At 40.7% G+C, this 16,629-nt stretch carries 12 protein-coding genes; 11 read left to right on the top strand and 1 reads right to left on the bottom strand.

The genetic code is table 11. From position 1 onward, the window contains the following. The first annotated feature begins 116 nt into the window (after positions 1–116). Entirely contained in the window at positions 117–1,223 is a 1,107-nt protein-coding gene (locus V7K97_RS13505) for a CobW family GTP-binding protein (protein WP_334801550.1), read from the top strand. A 379-nt stretch (positions 1,224–1,602) separates the two neighbouring features. Here the strand turns inward: V7K97_RS13505 and V7K97_RS13510 are convergent, their stop codons facing one another. Then, complete coding sequence (locus V7K97_RS13510; protein ID WP_334801551.1) at positions 1,603–1,980, bottom strand: hypothetical protein; 378 nt, start codon at positions 1,978–1,980, stop codon at positions 1,603–1,605. A 127-nt stretch (positions 1,981–2,107) separates the two neighbouring features. Here V7K97_RS13510 and V7K97_RS13515 point away from each other — a divergent pair, with 127 nt between their 5' ends. From V7K97_RS13515 to V7K97_RS13565, 10 genes are all read left to right on the top strand, one after another. After that, positions 2,108–2,290 (top strand): hypothetical protein, encoded by a 183-nt coding sequence (locus V7K97_RS13515; protein WP_334801552.1) that lies wholly within the window; start codon positions 2,108–2,110, stop codon positions 2,288–2,290. Positions 2,291–2,494: 204 nt separating this feature from the next. Continuing rightward, entirely contained in the window at positions 2,495–2,836 is a 342-nt protein-coding gene (psb28, locus tag V7K97_RS13525) for a photosystem II reaction center protein Psb28 (protein WP_334801553.1), read from the top strand. A gap of 145 nt (positions 2,837–2,981) precedes the next feature. After that, positions 2,982–3,503: a MogA/MoaB family molybdenum cofactor biosynthesis protein gene (locus tag V7K97_RS13530; RefSeq protein WP_334801554.1), complete on the top strand. Its 522-nt coding sequence runs from the start codon at positions 2,982–2,984 to the stop codon at positions 3,501–3,503. A 103-nt stretch (positions 3,504–3,606) separates the two neighbouring features. After that, a complete protein-coding gene (locus V7K97_RS13535; RefSeq protein ID WP_334801555.1) occupies positions 3,607–5,358 on the top strand; it encodes a sensor domain-containing diguanylate cyclase in 1,752 nt (583 codons plus the stop codon). Between the two features lie 390 nt (positions 5,359–5,748). Continuing rightward, positions 5,749–6,528 (top strand): MBL fold metallo-hydrolase, encoded by a 780-nt coding sequence (locus V7K97_RS13540; protein WP_334801556.1) that lies wholly within the window; start codon positions 5,749–5,751, stop codon positions 6,526–6,528. Between the two features lie 59 nt (positions 6,529–6,587). Beyond that, the gene (locus V7K97_RS13545; RefSeq protein WP_334801557.1) at positions 6,588–7,505 is read left to right on the top strand and encodes a histone deacetylase family protein; all 918 of its coding nucleotides are present in this window, start codon (positions 6,588–6,590) and stop codon (positions 7,503–7,505) included. 196 nt (positions 7,506–7,701) lie between these two features. Beyond that, complete coding sequence (locus V7K97_RS13550) at positions 7,702–12,201, top strand: translation initiation factor IF-2 N-terminal domain-containing protein (RefSeq protein ID WP_334801558.1); 4,500 nt, start codon at positions 7,702–7,704, stop codon at positions 12,199–12,201. A 195-nt stretch (positions 12,202–12,396) separates the two neighbouring features. Next, positions 12,397–12,606, top strand: coding sequence for a hypothetical protein (locus tag V7K97_RS13555; protein ID WP_334801559.1), 210 nt, complete (start codon positions 12,397–12,399; stop codon positions 12,604–12,606). 669 nt (positions 12,607–13,275) lie between these two features. Next, complete coding sequence (locus tag V7K97_RS13560) at positions 13,276–14,472, top strand: hypothetical protein (protein ID WP_334801560.1); 1,197 nt, start codon at positions 13,276–13,278, stop codon at positions 14,470–14,472. After that, positions 14,472–16,304 carry a hypothetical protein gene (locus V7K97_RS13565; RefSeq protein ID WP_334801561.1) on the top strand — a complete coding sequence of 611 codons (1,833 nt, stop codon included), beginning with the start codon at positions 14,472–14,474 and terminating at the stop codon, positions 16,302–16,304. Before V7K97_RS13560 ends, V7K97_RS13565 begins: the two co-directional genes overlap by 1 nt. The last annotated feature ends 325 nt before the right edge of the window (positions 16,305–16,629 follow it).

The following is a 16,629-nucleotide window of genomic DNA, read 5'->3' on the forward strand; positions in this document are numbered from 1 at the left end:
GAAGATACGTAATAATAGGGTAAAGCAGCCGGGATGACAGTCCAGCATCCCTATGCTAGTGTTTTCTGGACTATCTGCGCTACATTACTATTTTTTGACTATTTGATAACAGCGCTATGCAATCAGCAGTTACACCCGAATCTTCGACAATGGATACGCCCAAGCAAGGAATGCCAGTAACAATTATTACGGGTTTCCTCGGTAGTGGCAAGACGACTTTACTTAATCATATCCTCAACAACCAACAGGGTTTGAAAACGGCTGTTCTCGTGAATGAATTTGGTGAAATTGGCATCGACAACGAGCTAATTGTTTCCACTGGTGAGAACATGGTGGAGCTAAATAACGGTTGTATCTGCTGCACTATTAATAATGATTTAGTAGATGCAGTTTACAAAGTTTTAGAACGCCAAGAAAATCTAGATTATCTCGTAGTGGAAACAACAGGATTAGCAGATCCGCTACCAGTAGCTTTAACATTTCTGGGCACAGAATTGCGAGATTTAACCCGCTTGGATTCGATTATTACCGTGGTAGACGCGGCGAATTACAGCCTAGATTTATTTAACTCTGAGGCAGCATACAGCCAGATTGCTTATGGTGATGTAATTGTGCTGAACAAAGCAGATTTGGTTGATGAAGCCACTTTGAATGAGTTAGAAAGAAAAATTAACGAAGTCAAGGAAGGAGCCAGAATTATCCGCACGACGCGATCGCAAGTGCCACTTCCTTTAATTCTGAGTGTTGGTCTGTTTGAGTCGGATAAATATTTTGACACAGTGGTAGATGAACATGACCATCACGATCATGACCATGACGATCATCATGATGATCGTGACCATTCAACATGCGGTCACGATCATCACGACCATGACCACGATCACCATCATTCTGATCATTTAGAAAATGATGGTTTTACTTCCATCTCTTTCCAAAGTGACAAGCCTTTTTCTATTAAGAAATTTCAGTATTTCTTAGATAACCAGCTACCCACAAATATCTTTCGAGCGAAGGGTATTATGTGGTTTGACGAAAGTCCAAAGCGTCATATTTTCCACCTTTGCGGTAAACGCTTCACCTTGGATGATGATGAATGGCAAGGTAAATTGAAAAATCAACTAGTGCTGATTGGTCAAAATTTGGATCGTGAAGCTTTAATTACTCAACTCGAAAACTGCATTTGTCTACCTTCAACCTCTCGTGGTAAAGGCTTTGGCAAATAAAAGTTAGGAGTTAGGAGTTTAATAACTCGTTACTCGTTCCCAGGTTCCACCTGGGAATGCATTCCTAACGGCTCCGCCATCAATTTTGAACAATTAAAATGAGAGAATAGCGACACCGAATAGCGCGTCGTAGACATCGCTTCCTCATTCCCCAAAGAATTATTCTCACGTAGGGGCAATTCACGAATTACCCCTACGTGAATAAGGGACTTCCAAATAAAAAAACATCCCAAATTTTTTGTGGGATGGGTGTCCACCCGTCCCTGATTTAGAGCGGGCAAGATGCCCACCCCACAAAATGGATAATTTATTTCTTGGAAGTCCCTAAAGGCCAGCCTCACAATACTGAGGACTAAATGCTTCTGGATCGTAAACTGATTTACTGATTTAGTAATCCGATCGCTATTTCAAGGTACATCTTAGCTTTGTGTAAGTTCAGCAGGTTCTCCTGATCGTATCGGTCAGGATAGCTCATCGCTTTGCCCTCCATCGTTAGCTTAATCAACGCTGCTTGCTCATCAGTAGGTGAGTTCATCTCATCTACCACCCCTTCAAGGAATTGAATAACGCTAAAGCCTGGTGACTTTAATCCTCTTCCCTGCCTTAATTGAGCGAGTGCTATCTGTGGGAATGCCATCAAGGTAACAATCCAACTGGTCTTGTATCCCCCATTCCCGGTTGACTTTAGTCCGTAACACCTAGACAAGTCTCTCAACTCAGCAGTAGTTTTGATTTCAAGTTCTGACCGTGTGAACATAAAATAGAATTACCTCTTGATAAAAGTGGTATCGGTGAGTTACAAGTTTTCCAGACAACATACTCACCGATTTAAAATTCTATTTCGATGCTTGCCTCGAAACAAGCTATATTTATATTTCTAAACAATGCCTAACCCTAAAGGTAATCCTCAGAATTTTGATAATCCACCAAGTAAAGATTTAACTGAAAATGTTACTTTTAGAGCTACTAAGGAAATGAAGGAAGAGATACAGAAACAGGATAACCCGGCGCAATTTTGTCGGGATGCTGTTCAAGAGAAGATAGATAGGAATAAAAAAGAGGGGTAAAGGGTAAAGGGTTAAATTAGGTCAATTTGGGGCAATGATGCAAGTGACAATTGAAAATCATCGCCTCGTAACTTTGTTACTTGAAAAGGAAGTAATTTAAGTGTATACACTAAAAAAATGAATAACAGTAGCCTGTAGATCGTGGTGTTCTAATTGATGAGAGAATATTAAATTAACCATCACAAAAGTTTAAATTCATTGATCATGACGAAAATCCAATTTTCTAGAGGTCTTGACGAAGAGGTAACTCCAGAGGTGCGGCTGACGCGATCGCGCAGTGGCGACAGTGGCACAGCGACGTTTATTTTTACCAATCCAAAGATTTTAGATCAAGGTAGCACTGAAGATATTACCGGGATGTACTTGATTGACGAAGAAGGTGAGATAATTACCCGTGAGGTCAAGGCTAAATTTGTCAACGGGAAACCGGAACAATTAGAAGCACTTTACGTCATGAAATCTGTCGAAGAATGGGATCGCTTTATGCGCTTCATGGAGCGGTACGCTGAAGAAAACGATCTGGGACTGAGCAAAAATGAGGCATAGGGGAGCCAGTGCGTTGCGGAGGTTCCCTCCGTTGAAGCAACTGACGTCATAGGGCATCGGGCATCGGGTATCGGTAATTATTGTCATGTTTAATGCGCCATTGCCCATGCCCAATTATCCAGGATCAAAAGTTTATGACTGACCTATGACGCTACAACCTCATCCAGATTCGCCTAGAATTCTCGTAACTTGTGCTGTGGTTACTGTCAGCGATACACGCACTTTGGAAACAGACAAAAGTGGACAGCTAATTCAGCAGTTACTCTTTGCTGCTAACTATGCTGTAGGAGCCTACACGATTATCAAAGATGAACCGACCCAAATTCAAGAGCAGATAGAAAATCTGGGTAAAAGCTCAAATTTAGATGCTGTGATTTTCAATGGTGGAACGGGTATTGCAGCCAGAGACACCACTTATGATGCCATTGAGAAGTTGTTAGAGAAAACTTTGCCGGGATTTGGGGAGTTATTTCGTTTTTTAAGTTATCAAGAAATTGGTTCGCGGGCGATCGCTTCTCGCGCTGTTGCTGGTGTTTATCAAAATAAATTAATCTTCTCGCTTCCTGGTTCCAGTAATGCTGTGCGACTGGCGATGGAAAAATTGATTTTGCCCGAACTCACTCACTTGGTAAGTCAACTTTGTCAGGGGTTTTCAGCCTCTCCCTGATCAAACTAAAGCATGAGGCACTAAAATCATCCTTTCTATCGTTACATCTTGAGACTACCCAGAATTATATTGAAACGGATCAAATCTTAATATCAGATCAGCAATGGAGCCTGTTCACTGGAATTGCACAATTGCTCACGGCATCACCGCATTTTCATACTTTGGTATCCCCACAGTCATAGGGGTTTTTTTTGCCAAAACTAAAGCAACCATCCCTTCTAAGTTTTGGCTAGCCTTTTTCTTATCAGGTGGATTTGTACTACTTTGCGGATTTCATCACCTTCTGGCGATCTTTGAGCCATATATGTCAGTGTCGCTGCTGCACTTAGGCGTACTCGATGTAATGGCAGTTATTTCCTTGGCTGCTTTACTCTACCTGATGCCAACCGCTTATCGAATTTTAGGGGCGATCGCCAAATATCAAGAAGATACCCGCGAACTTCAACGCAGTCAGCAGCTGCAACAGCTATTTCTAGATCATGGCCCCTTTGCAGCCTATATCAAAGATGAGCAATCTAGAATTCTCTACTACAACCAGGAGATACAGTCTAGATTTTCGGTAGATCCACAAGAATGGGTGGGAAAAACGGATAGCGAAGTTTTGCCAGATCCAGAAGAGGGGAGGCGGGTAATGGAAAACGATCAAGTCGTTTTGAAGACTCTACAACCCTTAAAGCTGATTGAAGAGGCAAAAGTACCTGGTAACGATCACCCGTGCTACTGGCTATCGTTTAAGTTTCCGTTCCGCGATTACGCAACGAGTGCTTACCGCATTGGTGGGATCAGTATTGATATTACAGAATCTATAGAAGCACAGCGATCGCTCACTGATCTAAATCGGCAGCTAGAAGAAAAAACACTGGAATTAGAGGCAAAAAAACGAGAACTTATATATCTCTCAGATATGGCAGATATGCTTTATTCCTGCGAGTCTGAAGATGAGGTGTATCAAGTGGTCGCTTTAACCTGTTCCAAGCTGTTTCCTAAGATGAGCGGTTGTATCTGTATAATTGCTAATTCCAAGAATTATGTTCAGATGAATAGTATTTGGGGAGATGAAAAAACCAGTAAAGAAATATTTTCACAATCTGAATGTTGGGCATTGCGGAGAGGGAAACTAAACCTTTTATCGCCTCTGAAGTCAGGACTAATTTGCAGCCACTTCATACAGCCTGTTAGCGGCGCACATTTGTGTATTCCATTGCTTGGACAAGGCGAAGTAGTTGGGATTTTACATATCTATGACCTTGTACAAATTAGTCCAGAAGAACAAGAAATTACTGAGATTATTGCTAGAACCTTAGCCATTGCACTGAATAATCTATCGATAAAACAACGTCTAACCCATGATAGTTTGCGGGATGGAATGACCCAACTATTCAATCAAAGCTATATGCAAAATATAACAGAACAGAGGCTAGCGGAAGCTGATCGGTCGGGAGAACCTCTTGGTGTTATTTTCCTTGATATCGATAATTTCAAATATTACAACTCACGCTATGGGCATCTGACTGCGAACATTGTTCTTAAGGGATTAGCAAAACTGCTGTTAAAATCTATTCGCTCCTTTGACATTGCTTGCAGATGGGGTGGTGAAGAATTTGTGATTGTGATGCCTAATATGACAATGGAAGCGCTTAGGAAGCGAGTAGAAGAACTAAGGCTAGATGTTGAACGAATGCAATTGAAGGACGGCGATCAGATCCTCGAAAGCATCACCGCTTCTTTTGGAATAGCTGTATCAGAACCAGGGATGACGGTTAAGGATTTGCTGAATCAGGCAAATCAAGCGATGCTTGATGCCAAGCGAAGAGGAAAGAATCGGGTTATGGAATATGCAAATACTTCTAATTAATTCTTGGTCTAAGAAGTTCAGCACGACAAGAAAGAAGGCTAAACAAAGGCAGTCTAACAATTATCATAAAGCTAGAATTCGGTATGCCTGTAAGTATTTCAGAGGATGTTTGAAAAGTCCTCTTCTCGGTAGCAAATACTTATAGATCCCCCTAAATCCACGCCACGTGCTTCTCCCAGGGGGAGACGCTACGCGAACAAGTCGGGAAACCGCAAGGGCGCAGTGGCTCCCCTTAAAGAAGGGGGACTTTGATTCTGGTTCCCCCCTTTTTTAAGGGGGGTTAGGGGGGATCTATAAGTGCCTAAAATCACAGCCAAGCACTTTTCAAACAACCTTTAAGAGTAAGTAAGCAACGATATAATGAAGGTAGGCATTATTTTCATAAAATTTATGTTTTTAACTTGGTTAGATAGTAACTCTTGGCTGCTGGAAGTTGGCGGAAAACGAATACTAATTGACCCTTGGCTGGTTGGTTCGTTAATTTTTAGCAATTTGGATTGGTTATTTAAAGGTTCGCGATCGCAAAATCGCCCAATCCCAGATAATATTGATCTGATCCTGCTGTCTCAAGGTTTAGAAGACCACGCTCATCCACCAACGCTTAAATTACTTGATCGCAGCATCCAGGTTGTAGCTTCTCCCAATGCTGCCAAGGTAGTACAGCAGTTAGGTTACACCCAAGTAACAACTCTGGCTCATGGTGAAACTTTCACTTTAAATAATCAAGTTGAAATCAAGGCTTTCCCCGGCTCACCCATTGGCCCCACTCTGGTAGAAAATAGTTATCTCCTCAAAGAATTGGAGAGTGGTTTAACTGTATATTACGAGCCTCATGGGTATCATTCCCCAGAAGTTAAGCAAGCTGCACCTATCGATGTAGTGATTACACCGTTTATTGACTTAACGCTGCCTTTGCTTGGGCCGATTATTAAAGGACAAAATAGTGCTTTAGAAGTAGTAAAGTCGTTACAGCCTCAAGTAATATTACCTACGGCGGCTGGTGGGGATGTGGCCTTTGAGGGATTGCTGGTGAAATTCATTCAGACTAAAGGAAGTGCTGAGGAATTCCGCTCCTTACTTGAGAAAAACAATCTGGCGACGCGGGTACTTGAGCCGAAACCAGGCGATCGCTTTGAACTACCATTAGAAAAACGAGCATTAGCAATCTAAGTTAGCTGCACCTAGCCCTAGTGATTAGAAATCGCCAGAGCTAGAGATTTTCTTTCCTTATGGACTTGCCAATTATTTACCACCGAGATTACGTTGCCCCATTACCTGAAGGGCATCGCTTCCCGATGTCTAAGTTCCGACAACTCTACGAATTGCTGTTAACTGATGGTGTAGCTAATCAAGAACAATTTCACACCCCCGAACGTCCACCGCTAGAATTGATAGAGTTAGTCCACACTCCAAGCTACGTTCAAGCTTACTGTGAAGGAACCCTAGATGCCAAAGCACAGCGACGCATTGGTTTACCTTGGAGTCTAGCATTAGCGAATCGTACTTGTGTCGCGGTAGGTGGTACGATACTCACTGCTAAACTGGCATTAAGTCAGGGTTTAGCTTGTAATACGGCGGGTGGAACTCATCATGCCTTTCCTAGTTATGGATCTGGTTTTTGTATTTTCAACGATTTAGCGATCGCCTGTCGTGTTTTACAAAAACTTGGACTCGTCCAAAAAATCTTGATTGTAGATTTGGATGTCCATCAAGGAGACGGCACAGCTTTTATTTTCCAAGACGACAACAGCGTTTTTACTTTCTCCATGCACTGCGAAGTCAATTTCCCTGGTACTAAACAAAACAGCGATTTGGATGTTCCTTTACCGGTGGGAATGGAGGATGATGCTTATTTACAAACCTTGGCGAATTACTTAGCAGATTTATTATCTAAAGTCAAGCCAGACTTAGTATTTTATGATGCTGGTGTTGATCCTCATATAGGCGATCGCTTAGGCAAATTAGCCCTAACCGATGCTGGGATTTTTCGCCGGGAAATGCAGGTTTTAAGTACCTGTATGAATAGTGGTTATCCCGTCGCCTGCGTCATTGGCGGTGGGTATGCTGATGATATGAAATCCCTAGTTTGGCGGCATTCCCTACTACATCGCGCCGCCAGTGAAGTTTACCAGCAGTATAAACTATAGTCACTTAGTAAGCAATACTACACAAAACAATGAAAGCACCATGAATTTAAGATTGAGGACTTACTCAAAATCGTAGCGTTTTTAAACGCAAAGGTACGCAGAGTCTTAGCAAAATGGGACTAAAATAAACTTTGCGCTCCTCTGCGCCCTTTGCATTTAAATTTAAACCCTATTTTGTCGGCAAAGGCACTACTGGATGAATAACAGCAAACTCAGAATCTACGAACTAGCAAAAGAATTAAATTTGGATAGCAAGAAGCTATTATTAATTTGCGAAAAACTCAAAATTGTAGTCAAAAGCCATACCAGTACAATCTCCGAATCCGAGGGAGAACGCATTCGTCTGGCGGTAAATAAGCTAACAGCAAAATCCTCGAAAACTAAAACCAACTCTGAAGATTGGGGCTATACCTTTATAGCTTCAGCAATTGATAGCTTTATCCGCCATCTTGAAGGTGAAACCGCCCTTAAATCATATCCCGAATTTCGGGAGCGGCGCGATCGCGCCAACGAGTTAATGTATGAATGCGTCGGAAAAAAGCCTTCTCTATTTTATGTACGTCGCAAAGGTGCGGGGAAAGAGGCAAGAGAAGAAATTTGGGATTTGACAATAGCAACAGACTCCGATGATTTTCCATTACCCGCAAGACTTGAGAAGCTCAGAAAAACATTAGGATTTCGAGCGGCTGTACCAAAAGATGGACGCGACGGTTTAAAAATACTTTCGGCTCAGTTATTACAACCCTCACGGGGACACGCCGACAGTTATGCTGTACCTTGTCGCTTGCGTTTGCTACCCAATCATCAGCATCATCTCGACATTCCGCCGGCAACATTAAAACGCATGGCAGCTGCGCCAGTTTGTGGCGATCATATACCTACAGAAGATCAGCTAAAAGCTTGGAAAGCATTTTTGCAAATTGAGGAAAAAATTGCTAAAGCGCGTCAGTTTTGTGTGCGTTATGTAAGTCATAACTATAACTTCAAAAGACGAATAAGTTTTGAAATTGATGTAGCCTCAGCCACCCTTGACGGCTTCTATCAAAATTCCCTCGAAGTGCAAAACTTTTGGGAACGAGCCAGACGCACAAAAAACGAAGATTTAAAGCTTTTTGAAACTGCTCCCGTCGGCAAAAATTGGATTAGCGGTCGTCAATTAGGGACTGTTGAAGAAGTTGATCCCAACCGTTGTATTATCAGCCTCAGATTAGAACGCGACTTAGCTGAACATATCGCAGCAGAGCGTTATCAATTACCAGCTACCGGATTCTTATGTTTCGAGGCAGTTGGTGATATTCAGCAGATTCAGCGTAAGAAAAAAGCTTTAGATGATTTGAATAATGGATACACCCAAAATCCCTACTTGGGCAACTTCTTATTCGATGCTTCTCAGGCTAGACAAATCAAAACAACTATTGAACTTCAACCACAAGATTTGTTATTATCTTCAGCTAATCCTGGTCAGAAAGCAGCAGTAGAAAAGGTACTTGCGGCTAAGGATCTTGTTCTGATTCAAGGACCACCAGGTACTGGTAAAACTACCGTAATTGCCGAGATATGTTATCAAATTGCCCTTCGTGGTGGACGTACCTTAATCGCTTCTCAAGCCAATTTAGCAGTAGATAACGCCCTAAGTCGATTAGTTCACAACCCAGTTATTCGCGCTGTACGCAAGGGTAGAGCCGAGAAAGTTGGAGAAGAAGGACAGCCGTTTCTAGAAGACCAAGTGATTGGTAGATGGCTAGAAAATACAGCCAATGACTGCGAAAATAATATTACGCAACGGCTCGAAAATATCCAAACTTTCAGTCAATTACTCGCATCATCGCTAAGATTTACAGCCTACTTCCAAGTAGAGGAAGAATTTAATCAGCAACAAAATAAATTCCATAAAAACAAGATAAGACTAGAGATAAATTTTAAAAATCAAGAAAAATCTCATAACGAAACCGTAGAAAAACAGAATGAGGTTGAATCCCTAATTGCCGGACTGGAAAATATACTAAATACTGGACAAAATATCAGATGGGAAGCTCCAGAAGTTACAGACTTTTTGCCACTTCTTAAGCCATACACAGAAGGTGATAATTCAGTAGAAGAATTTTTAGCAAATGTTCGTCAAACCATCAAATATACTAATGAACTTGGTTTTGTGCGTCCAGCACTTGGTGCTTTTGGTTTAGCGGCTTGGTTGCGTGACACTGTAGCCAGAGAAATTTCTGAATTTAAAACTGCTTTGACTTATGCTCAAGATGCAAGTCAAGCTATATCAGAAGTCGCAGCATCAGTACAGGTTGTCAAACAAAATTTCGCCTTGTTAAATCAGGTACAACCAGATTATCAGCAATATCTTACCAAGCTACAAAACTTACAGCAAACAATTCAGATTTGGGAAAATCGTAAACGGGAAATAGATTACATTATCTCAGCAGTTAAGGAATGGAAATCTACAGCACCTTCTCATCTGTATCAAACTTTAAAAGATTGTCAGCAATCAGGTTTGCCGCTAACAGAGAATTTACTAGATTTACCGCTAGGTTTGTTGATGTTTGCTAATACCTTAAAGTTACCAATTTTACCAAAAGTATATAAAATTAACCTGCCAGAATGGGAAGTATTAACAAAGGCGATCGCTTATGAGATAGACGGAGGTTTTACCGACAGGCTGGGTAAACAGCATAATTTTAGCTATTTTTTACAACAAAATTTCAGCCAGATTCCGATGGTGCTATCAAAGAGCGATACCTACGGTGGGCAAAGCCTACGCACCCAATGGCAAGAAACCTATCAACAGTTTAACAATTATCAGCTACTCAACCCCAAACAGCGAAAATTACTAGTTGAGAATACCCAGGTTTTTTTAATTAGAATACAAAAAACCTATGGTGCATCATGGGAATGGAATAACATTGATTCTACTCTCACCCGCATTACACAAGAATTGCTAGATATTATCCTTGCAAATGCACGTCAATGTGTTTTAAAAGTCAAAACTGAAGCGGAACAACAGCTTCAGCATCTGCAACAACTATTAAATGAACTTCAGAAAAATGAAGTTAGCCAACAGCAAATATCCATTACTCAAGCTGAGGTAGAAAAAGCACAGCAAGATGCTAATTTGCAACTTGGACGAGTGATAAATATCTTGCAAGAACTTAATCAAAAAAATATACCTGCTCAATTACGGATTCTAGTTGAAAAATATCTCGCAACACAATCAAATATTTGGGAGCAACCGCAAGAATTTTCAAATCAAGTGAACTATTGGGTAACTTCCATTAGTCAGCTTGAAAACTTAATTTCATCATTAGAACCTTTTGCAGTGCTGGGGATAATTAGAAATTCTCTAAATCAGCATTTATCAAAACTAAAACAAGAAACTGAAACTTCTCTACAGCAACTTCAGAAATTACAAATTAATCTACGTGAAATAGAACAAAAGTCACAACCAGAGCCATCACAAATTTTAATAGCAGAACGAAACTGGTGGGTGACAGAATGGCAAAGAATCCCTGATAAATTTAAGCTCGAAAATTCTCATGGTGATTTATTTAATCTCGATTTTTTATGCGCTATTAATACTCAGTTTGAATCTTGGCAAGAACAACTCAAAAAGGATGAAAATTATCTCAATAAATATCAGAATTTTGTTCAAGATTGGATAGAAAAATTAAGAAAGCCAAGTGAAGGCGATAGCGACGATTTAAGACGTATTTATTTAGATAATGCTAACGTCGTTGGTATTACCTGTGTTCAAGCTGCAAATAGAGGTTTTTCTGAAGAATTTAAATCCTTTGATGTCGTCATCATTGACGAAGTTAGTAAGTGTACTCCACCAGAGTTACTAATCCCAGCTTTGAAAGGCAAAAAGTTAGTTATGGTAGGCGATCATCGGCAATTACCACCCATGCTTGATACTAGCACTTTAGAAGAGGTTGCTCAAACAATTGGTAATACACGAGACGAGCTACAATTCTTAGAAGAATCACTGTTTAAAAGTCAGTTTGAATCTGCTGATGAAAGCATCAAACAAATGCTAACTACACAATATCGAATGCATCCATTTATTATGGGAGCAATCAATCAGTTTTATGACGGGAAATTAGAATCTGGTATTTTGGAGCCGGATACAAAACGCGCCCATCATTTAGCAGATGAAATCATCCAAGAATCTCAGCATCTTATCTGGGTAAAAACGCATATCGAAAATCAGTTTTTAGAGCAACGAAATGGAACTTCTTACTTTAATACTCCAGAAATTGATGCGATTGAACGTCTGTGTCAGCAGTTTGAGAATACTTGGGCTTCTAGAGTTGCTAATGGTGAGCCAAAAAAAGAAATTGCCGTAATTACATTTTATGGCGCTCAATTAAGAAAAATCGATGAACGTCTGCAATCTGAACTTTTCCCTTCACTAGAAATTCGTACTGGTACTGTAGATCGATTTCAAGGTATGGAAAGACCTGTTGTAATTGTCAGTATGGTTCGCAACAATAGCAAAGGAGATGTAGGTTTTGCTAAAAAGCCAGAACGGGTGAACGTTGCATTTTCTCGCGCTCAAGAACTGCTGATAATTGTGGGTTGTCATAATTTATTTACCCATCAAGCAGGTAAAGTCGGAAGTATGTATTCCGAAGTTTCAAATATTGTCAGTATCCATGAAGGTTTCGTTGATGTTTCTCGCCTCTTCTGCTAAACCTATTGATGACAATCTCAAGAATTTTGTAGAAGAAAATAAATAATTGAATTTTTACTGTTACCCTTACCCGCAATCCCCTTTACCCTTGAACTGATAAGTATTGAGATCCGATGCATTTCTGGAAAAGAGATCGTGGAATATGTAGTCTAAAGCAAATATAACTTGATGCTCAATTTAGCTCAAGGGGGTCTAATGATTGATCGCTTTGTGAATCTAATTTTTATCGATTCCTTCGCCCTAGCAATTAACCTGACTTTTGGCACATTGCTTCACACTAAAATCTGTAACTATTCATGGGATGGGATTGGAGGTGATGAGCTTTCAACACCAGAAAGTAGCGCTAGTTCTTCTGAATCGCCACCATCCTTGGAGGAAGTAGATATAACCACTCCTATTTCATGAAGTCTGCCTGCTATGTGTTGTCGAATTAATTTAGTTGAAGTTTGGCGTGATCTGTAAAGATGATTAAAATTTAATCTTTGCTACATCAAAAAAGTCTGAGAATGGCCTTACCTTAGATGTTTGAAAAGTCCTCTTCTCGGTAGCAAAACGTTTTAGATCCCCCTAAATCCACGCCATGTGCTTCTCCCAGGGGGAGACGCTACGCGAACAAGTCGGGAAACCGAAAGGGCGTAGTGGCTCCCCTTAAAAAGGCAGGGCTGTTTCATTCGTTCAGATCAGAATTTTGTCAAGAGTATCAACCAGAAAATTTAGTGAGTTGGTAATCGAAAAATTACTGTTTCAATCGGTAAATTTAAGTGCGATCGCCTGGTTTTTGACCCAATTAGAGTGTTTAAAAACCTGATTTTTTTGACTGATACGCTTGTAAATTAAGGTCTTTTAGGGAATGAATCAGCCCTGCCTTAAAAAGGGGGGCTAGTAGTCTGTCAAGCTAGTTTTGAGGGGTTCGTAGTTGCGCTTTAGCGCTAAAGCGCAACTACGAACTAAATTAATACCCCTCAATTTAAACTTGACGGACTACTAGGGCGTGTTTTCAAAGTCTTAGATCCCCCCAACCCCCCTTAAAAAAGGCTTGCTCAAAATCTCTTAAAGTCCCCCTTTTTTAAGAGGATGTTAGCAGAATTATTTTGGCGTCCTAGAAACTTCCCTTTGCAGGTAGCAGTTTCAGCACTGACGGGTAATAAGTGGGATGTGAACACAGATATTCGCTACAATCCATCTCCCAGATTGAGTGCTGCATTTATCAGCGATCGCTTGTCTAGCCGTTTTAATCTAGATTGGCGAGTTTCTCCTCAATTCACCTTATTCACAACTACTGACACTGCTGATGCGACATCGGGCGGAATGCAAATTAACTTGAGTGGTAAAAATGCCTTTACCTTTGCCCGTGTCAGCTTAGATACTAAAAACCGCCTCCGGTGGAATTTGCTGCAACGTCTCGGTAGACTAGAATTAACGCAACGCGGTAACGAAATAAGTACTTTGTCGGAACTGACTTACAACTTGTCTAAAAATCGCTTTTCTAATAGTGGCAGCGCACTGCTGTTAAATTATGAAACACAGAATCAAGATCGCAGCGGTAACTTGCTAAGTGTCAGTTGGCGCTATCGTTCACAACAAAAGGCGATTGATGGTAGTTATCGCTGGGAAGCACAATTAGGTTATGGCATTGGTTCTCAGGGTAGCGGACTACTAGCCACATTATCAACAACAGTTTTACCCGGTTTGCTATTACGGGCGCGTTATCAAGGTATATCGCCGATTTCCGATGAAGCAACTTTCAGCATAGATTTAGCTTCTAGCCTGAATCTACAAGGGGGTATTAGTCCAGGCGATCGCCGTTCTAATTACTTCCGTACACAAGGCGGACTGTCGATTAAGGTATTTTTTGACCGGAACAATAATGGCAAACAGGATCGAGGCGAAGAAGTTTATATAGATAAGGATGATTTGTTGTTGACTTTGAACAATAAACCGCTTAAGTCATTTTCACCACAAATCCAGGGCGATCGCATTTTAGTACGGATGTCTCCTGGCATTTATCGCCTCGACCTCGATCCAGCAGGATTACCCCCTGATTGGCAAGCTAAGGTTGATGCTTTAGCCGTTGATGTGATTGCTGGGAGTTATACCCCTGTGATGATTACGCTAATTCGTTCTTACACGCGATCGGGGGTAGTCAGGGATCTTCAAGGTAAAGCGATCGCAGGCGCACGGGTAGACGCTATTTACTCAACAGCGTGGACAAATCGGGAGTATGTACTCCGAAGTTTCAAATATCGTGCGTCTACATGGAGTTTTCGTTGATGTTTCTCGCCTCTTCGTCTAAACCGATTGACGACAATCTCAAAAATTTGGTAGATGAAATAGAAGCGCATAGTCATAGTTTGTCAGTTTTAGCAGCGCGTGAATTCCGTTATAGTTTGCGTCAAACTCCTATAGAAGTAAGTATCAAAGAACCTCGCCAGTTTAACGTACTTGAAGAATTTATTATCCGCGCTGCTATTGAATTTCAACCCCCGCCAACAGAAGATGAATTAGCCTCTGTACTTGGACTAGATTCTGTATTTATCAAAACTACTACTACAACTCTTCGGTCATTACAAACTCTATCAGCAACATCGCCACTAACAGTTACTCCTGAAGGGCGTTCATTTTATGAAAAAGGGTTTGTACCACAGCCGCCATATCCTATACAAATTCATGCTATTACAGACCCTTTAAGCGACAAAATAACTTTTCAATCTGAATCTTTAAATGAGACAGTGATAAATTTGCCTGACTTGGCAGATTTTTTAACTATTGATCAGACAATTGCTGATATTGCTTCCTTACCCCTTGAGGAAATCCAAAAAAGTATTCAAGCTTCAGGTTTAGCACTTCATGTACCAGAAGAGGGAAAAATCGTCACTTCCTATAAGGTTGTAGCTTCAACTCAAAAAATTTGGAGAAAGATATCGCTTTTTGTTATCTTTGATGCTCTTGAAGATAAATTGAGCATTCAAATAAGAAATGGTAAGCAAATTTTAGAGTCAGCATCAAATTGGTTAGAAGTTCTACACGCTGAAGGTAAAATATCCTTGCAAGCATTGTGCGAATTGTCAAGCGAAACCATCAATTTTGAACGAGAAGCCATTCTCAAGCAGAAAAATACTGAAATAGAAGCTAGAGTCGAAAATATTCGCCAAAAGGCGCTACAAGCTGCTACAAAAGCTGTTGAAAAAGTAGATAGTTCGACATTGGTAGGTGAAGCTATACAGTTACGCAATGGACAAATTAGCCAAGCTTTTCTAGAAGTTTTAAATTTGGCTAAACGTCAAGTTCTAATTTATTCTCCCTGGGTGAATCAGGCAGTTGTTAATGAAAAATTTCTAACTCTGTTACAGAAATTAGCTAATCGCGGAGTTTGGATTTTAATTGGACATGGAATTGCGCGTCAATTAGAAGACGAAGATAAACCAATTCCACCAGAAGTAGAGAAAAAACTTCGAGCAATAAAAACACCTGACGGTTTACCATGTGTACAGATTTTTTGGTTGGGAGATTCCCATGTCAAAGAAGTAATAGTTGATCGGGAAATACATCTTTGTGGATCTCATAACTGGCTATCTTATCGCGGCGATTACCTACCACGAGGTGAGTCAGTTTATAAAGTTACAATCCCACATCAAGTCCAAGAAGCTTATGAATTTCTCGCTAATCGCTTCCAAAATCACGCTCAAAAATTATGGGGAAATGCTTTAGAAAACCGCGATTCTCAACTTGCTGTCGAGCCTTTATGCGTGTGGGGCGCGTTAGGTATGGAAGATATTGCACTCAAAGAAATACAGAAAAATAATTGGTTTGAACTTCTGCCTATATGGTTGAATGTAGCACTTCAAGGATTAAGGTCGAAGAATATACAAGCTGATTCAGAAAGTTTTAAAACGGCACTTTCGTTGCTAAATGAGGTTTCTTCTGAAGAAGTTTTTATTGAGTTATTGCAACAGGGATGGCGTAAAGTTATCGGCGCGATCGCAACTCACGATCCTCAAACTGCTTTAAACTTACTTAGTGATGAAGTATGGGCGCAGTTTCTACGTCTCAATATAGTTCAAGAGACTGATTCACCCAATAATTTTATTCTGTACCGTGATTAACCCATACTAGGATATTTTTCATACTTCAGTACTAATAATTTTCAGGATGACAGCCATTAACAATTCAAAATTCAAAATTCAAAATTCAAAATTAAAGACATTTCAGACGTTCGCGTAGCGTCTCGTAGAGAAGAGGAGTGCGGTCTTCTCCCAAGGGGAGACGCTAAAAGCGATAGCGCAGCGTTAGCGAGTCCGCGAGCGTCTGGGGAGACCCCAAGAGGAGCAACTCCGGGGGATTTTTTAAACCCCGACTGAAATGGGTGCTACATGTAGATTGCAGGTTCTTAGGGATTTCCAAGAAATAAATTATGCAAATAAACGAACC

It is taken from the genome of Nostoc sp. (assembly GCF_036917815.1).
Classification (GTDB): Bacteria; Cyanobacteriota; Cyanobacteriia; order Cyanobacteriales; family Nostocaceae; genus Nostoc.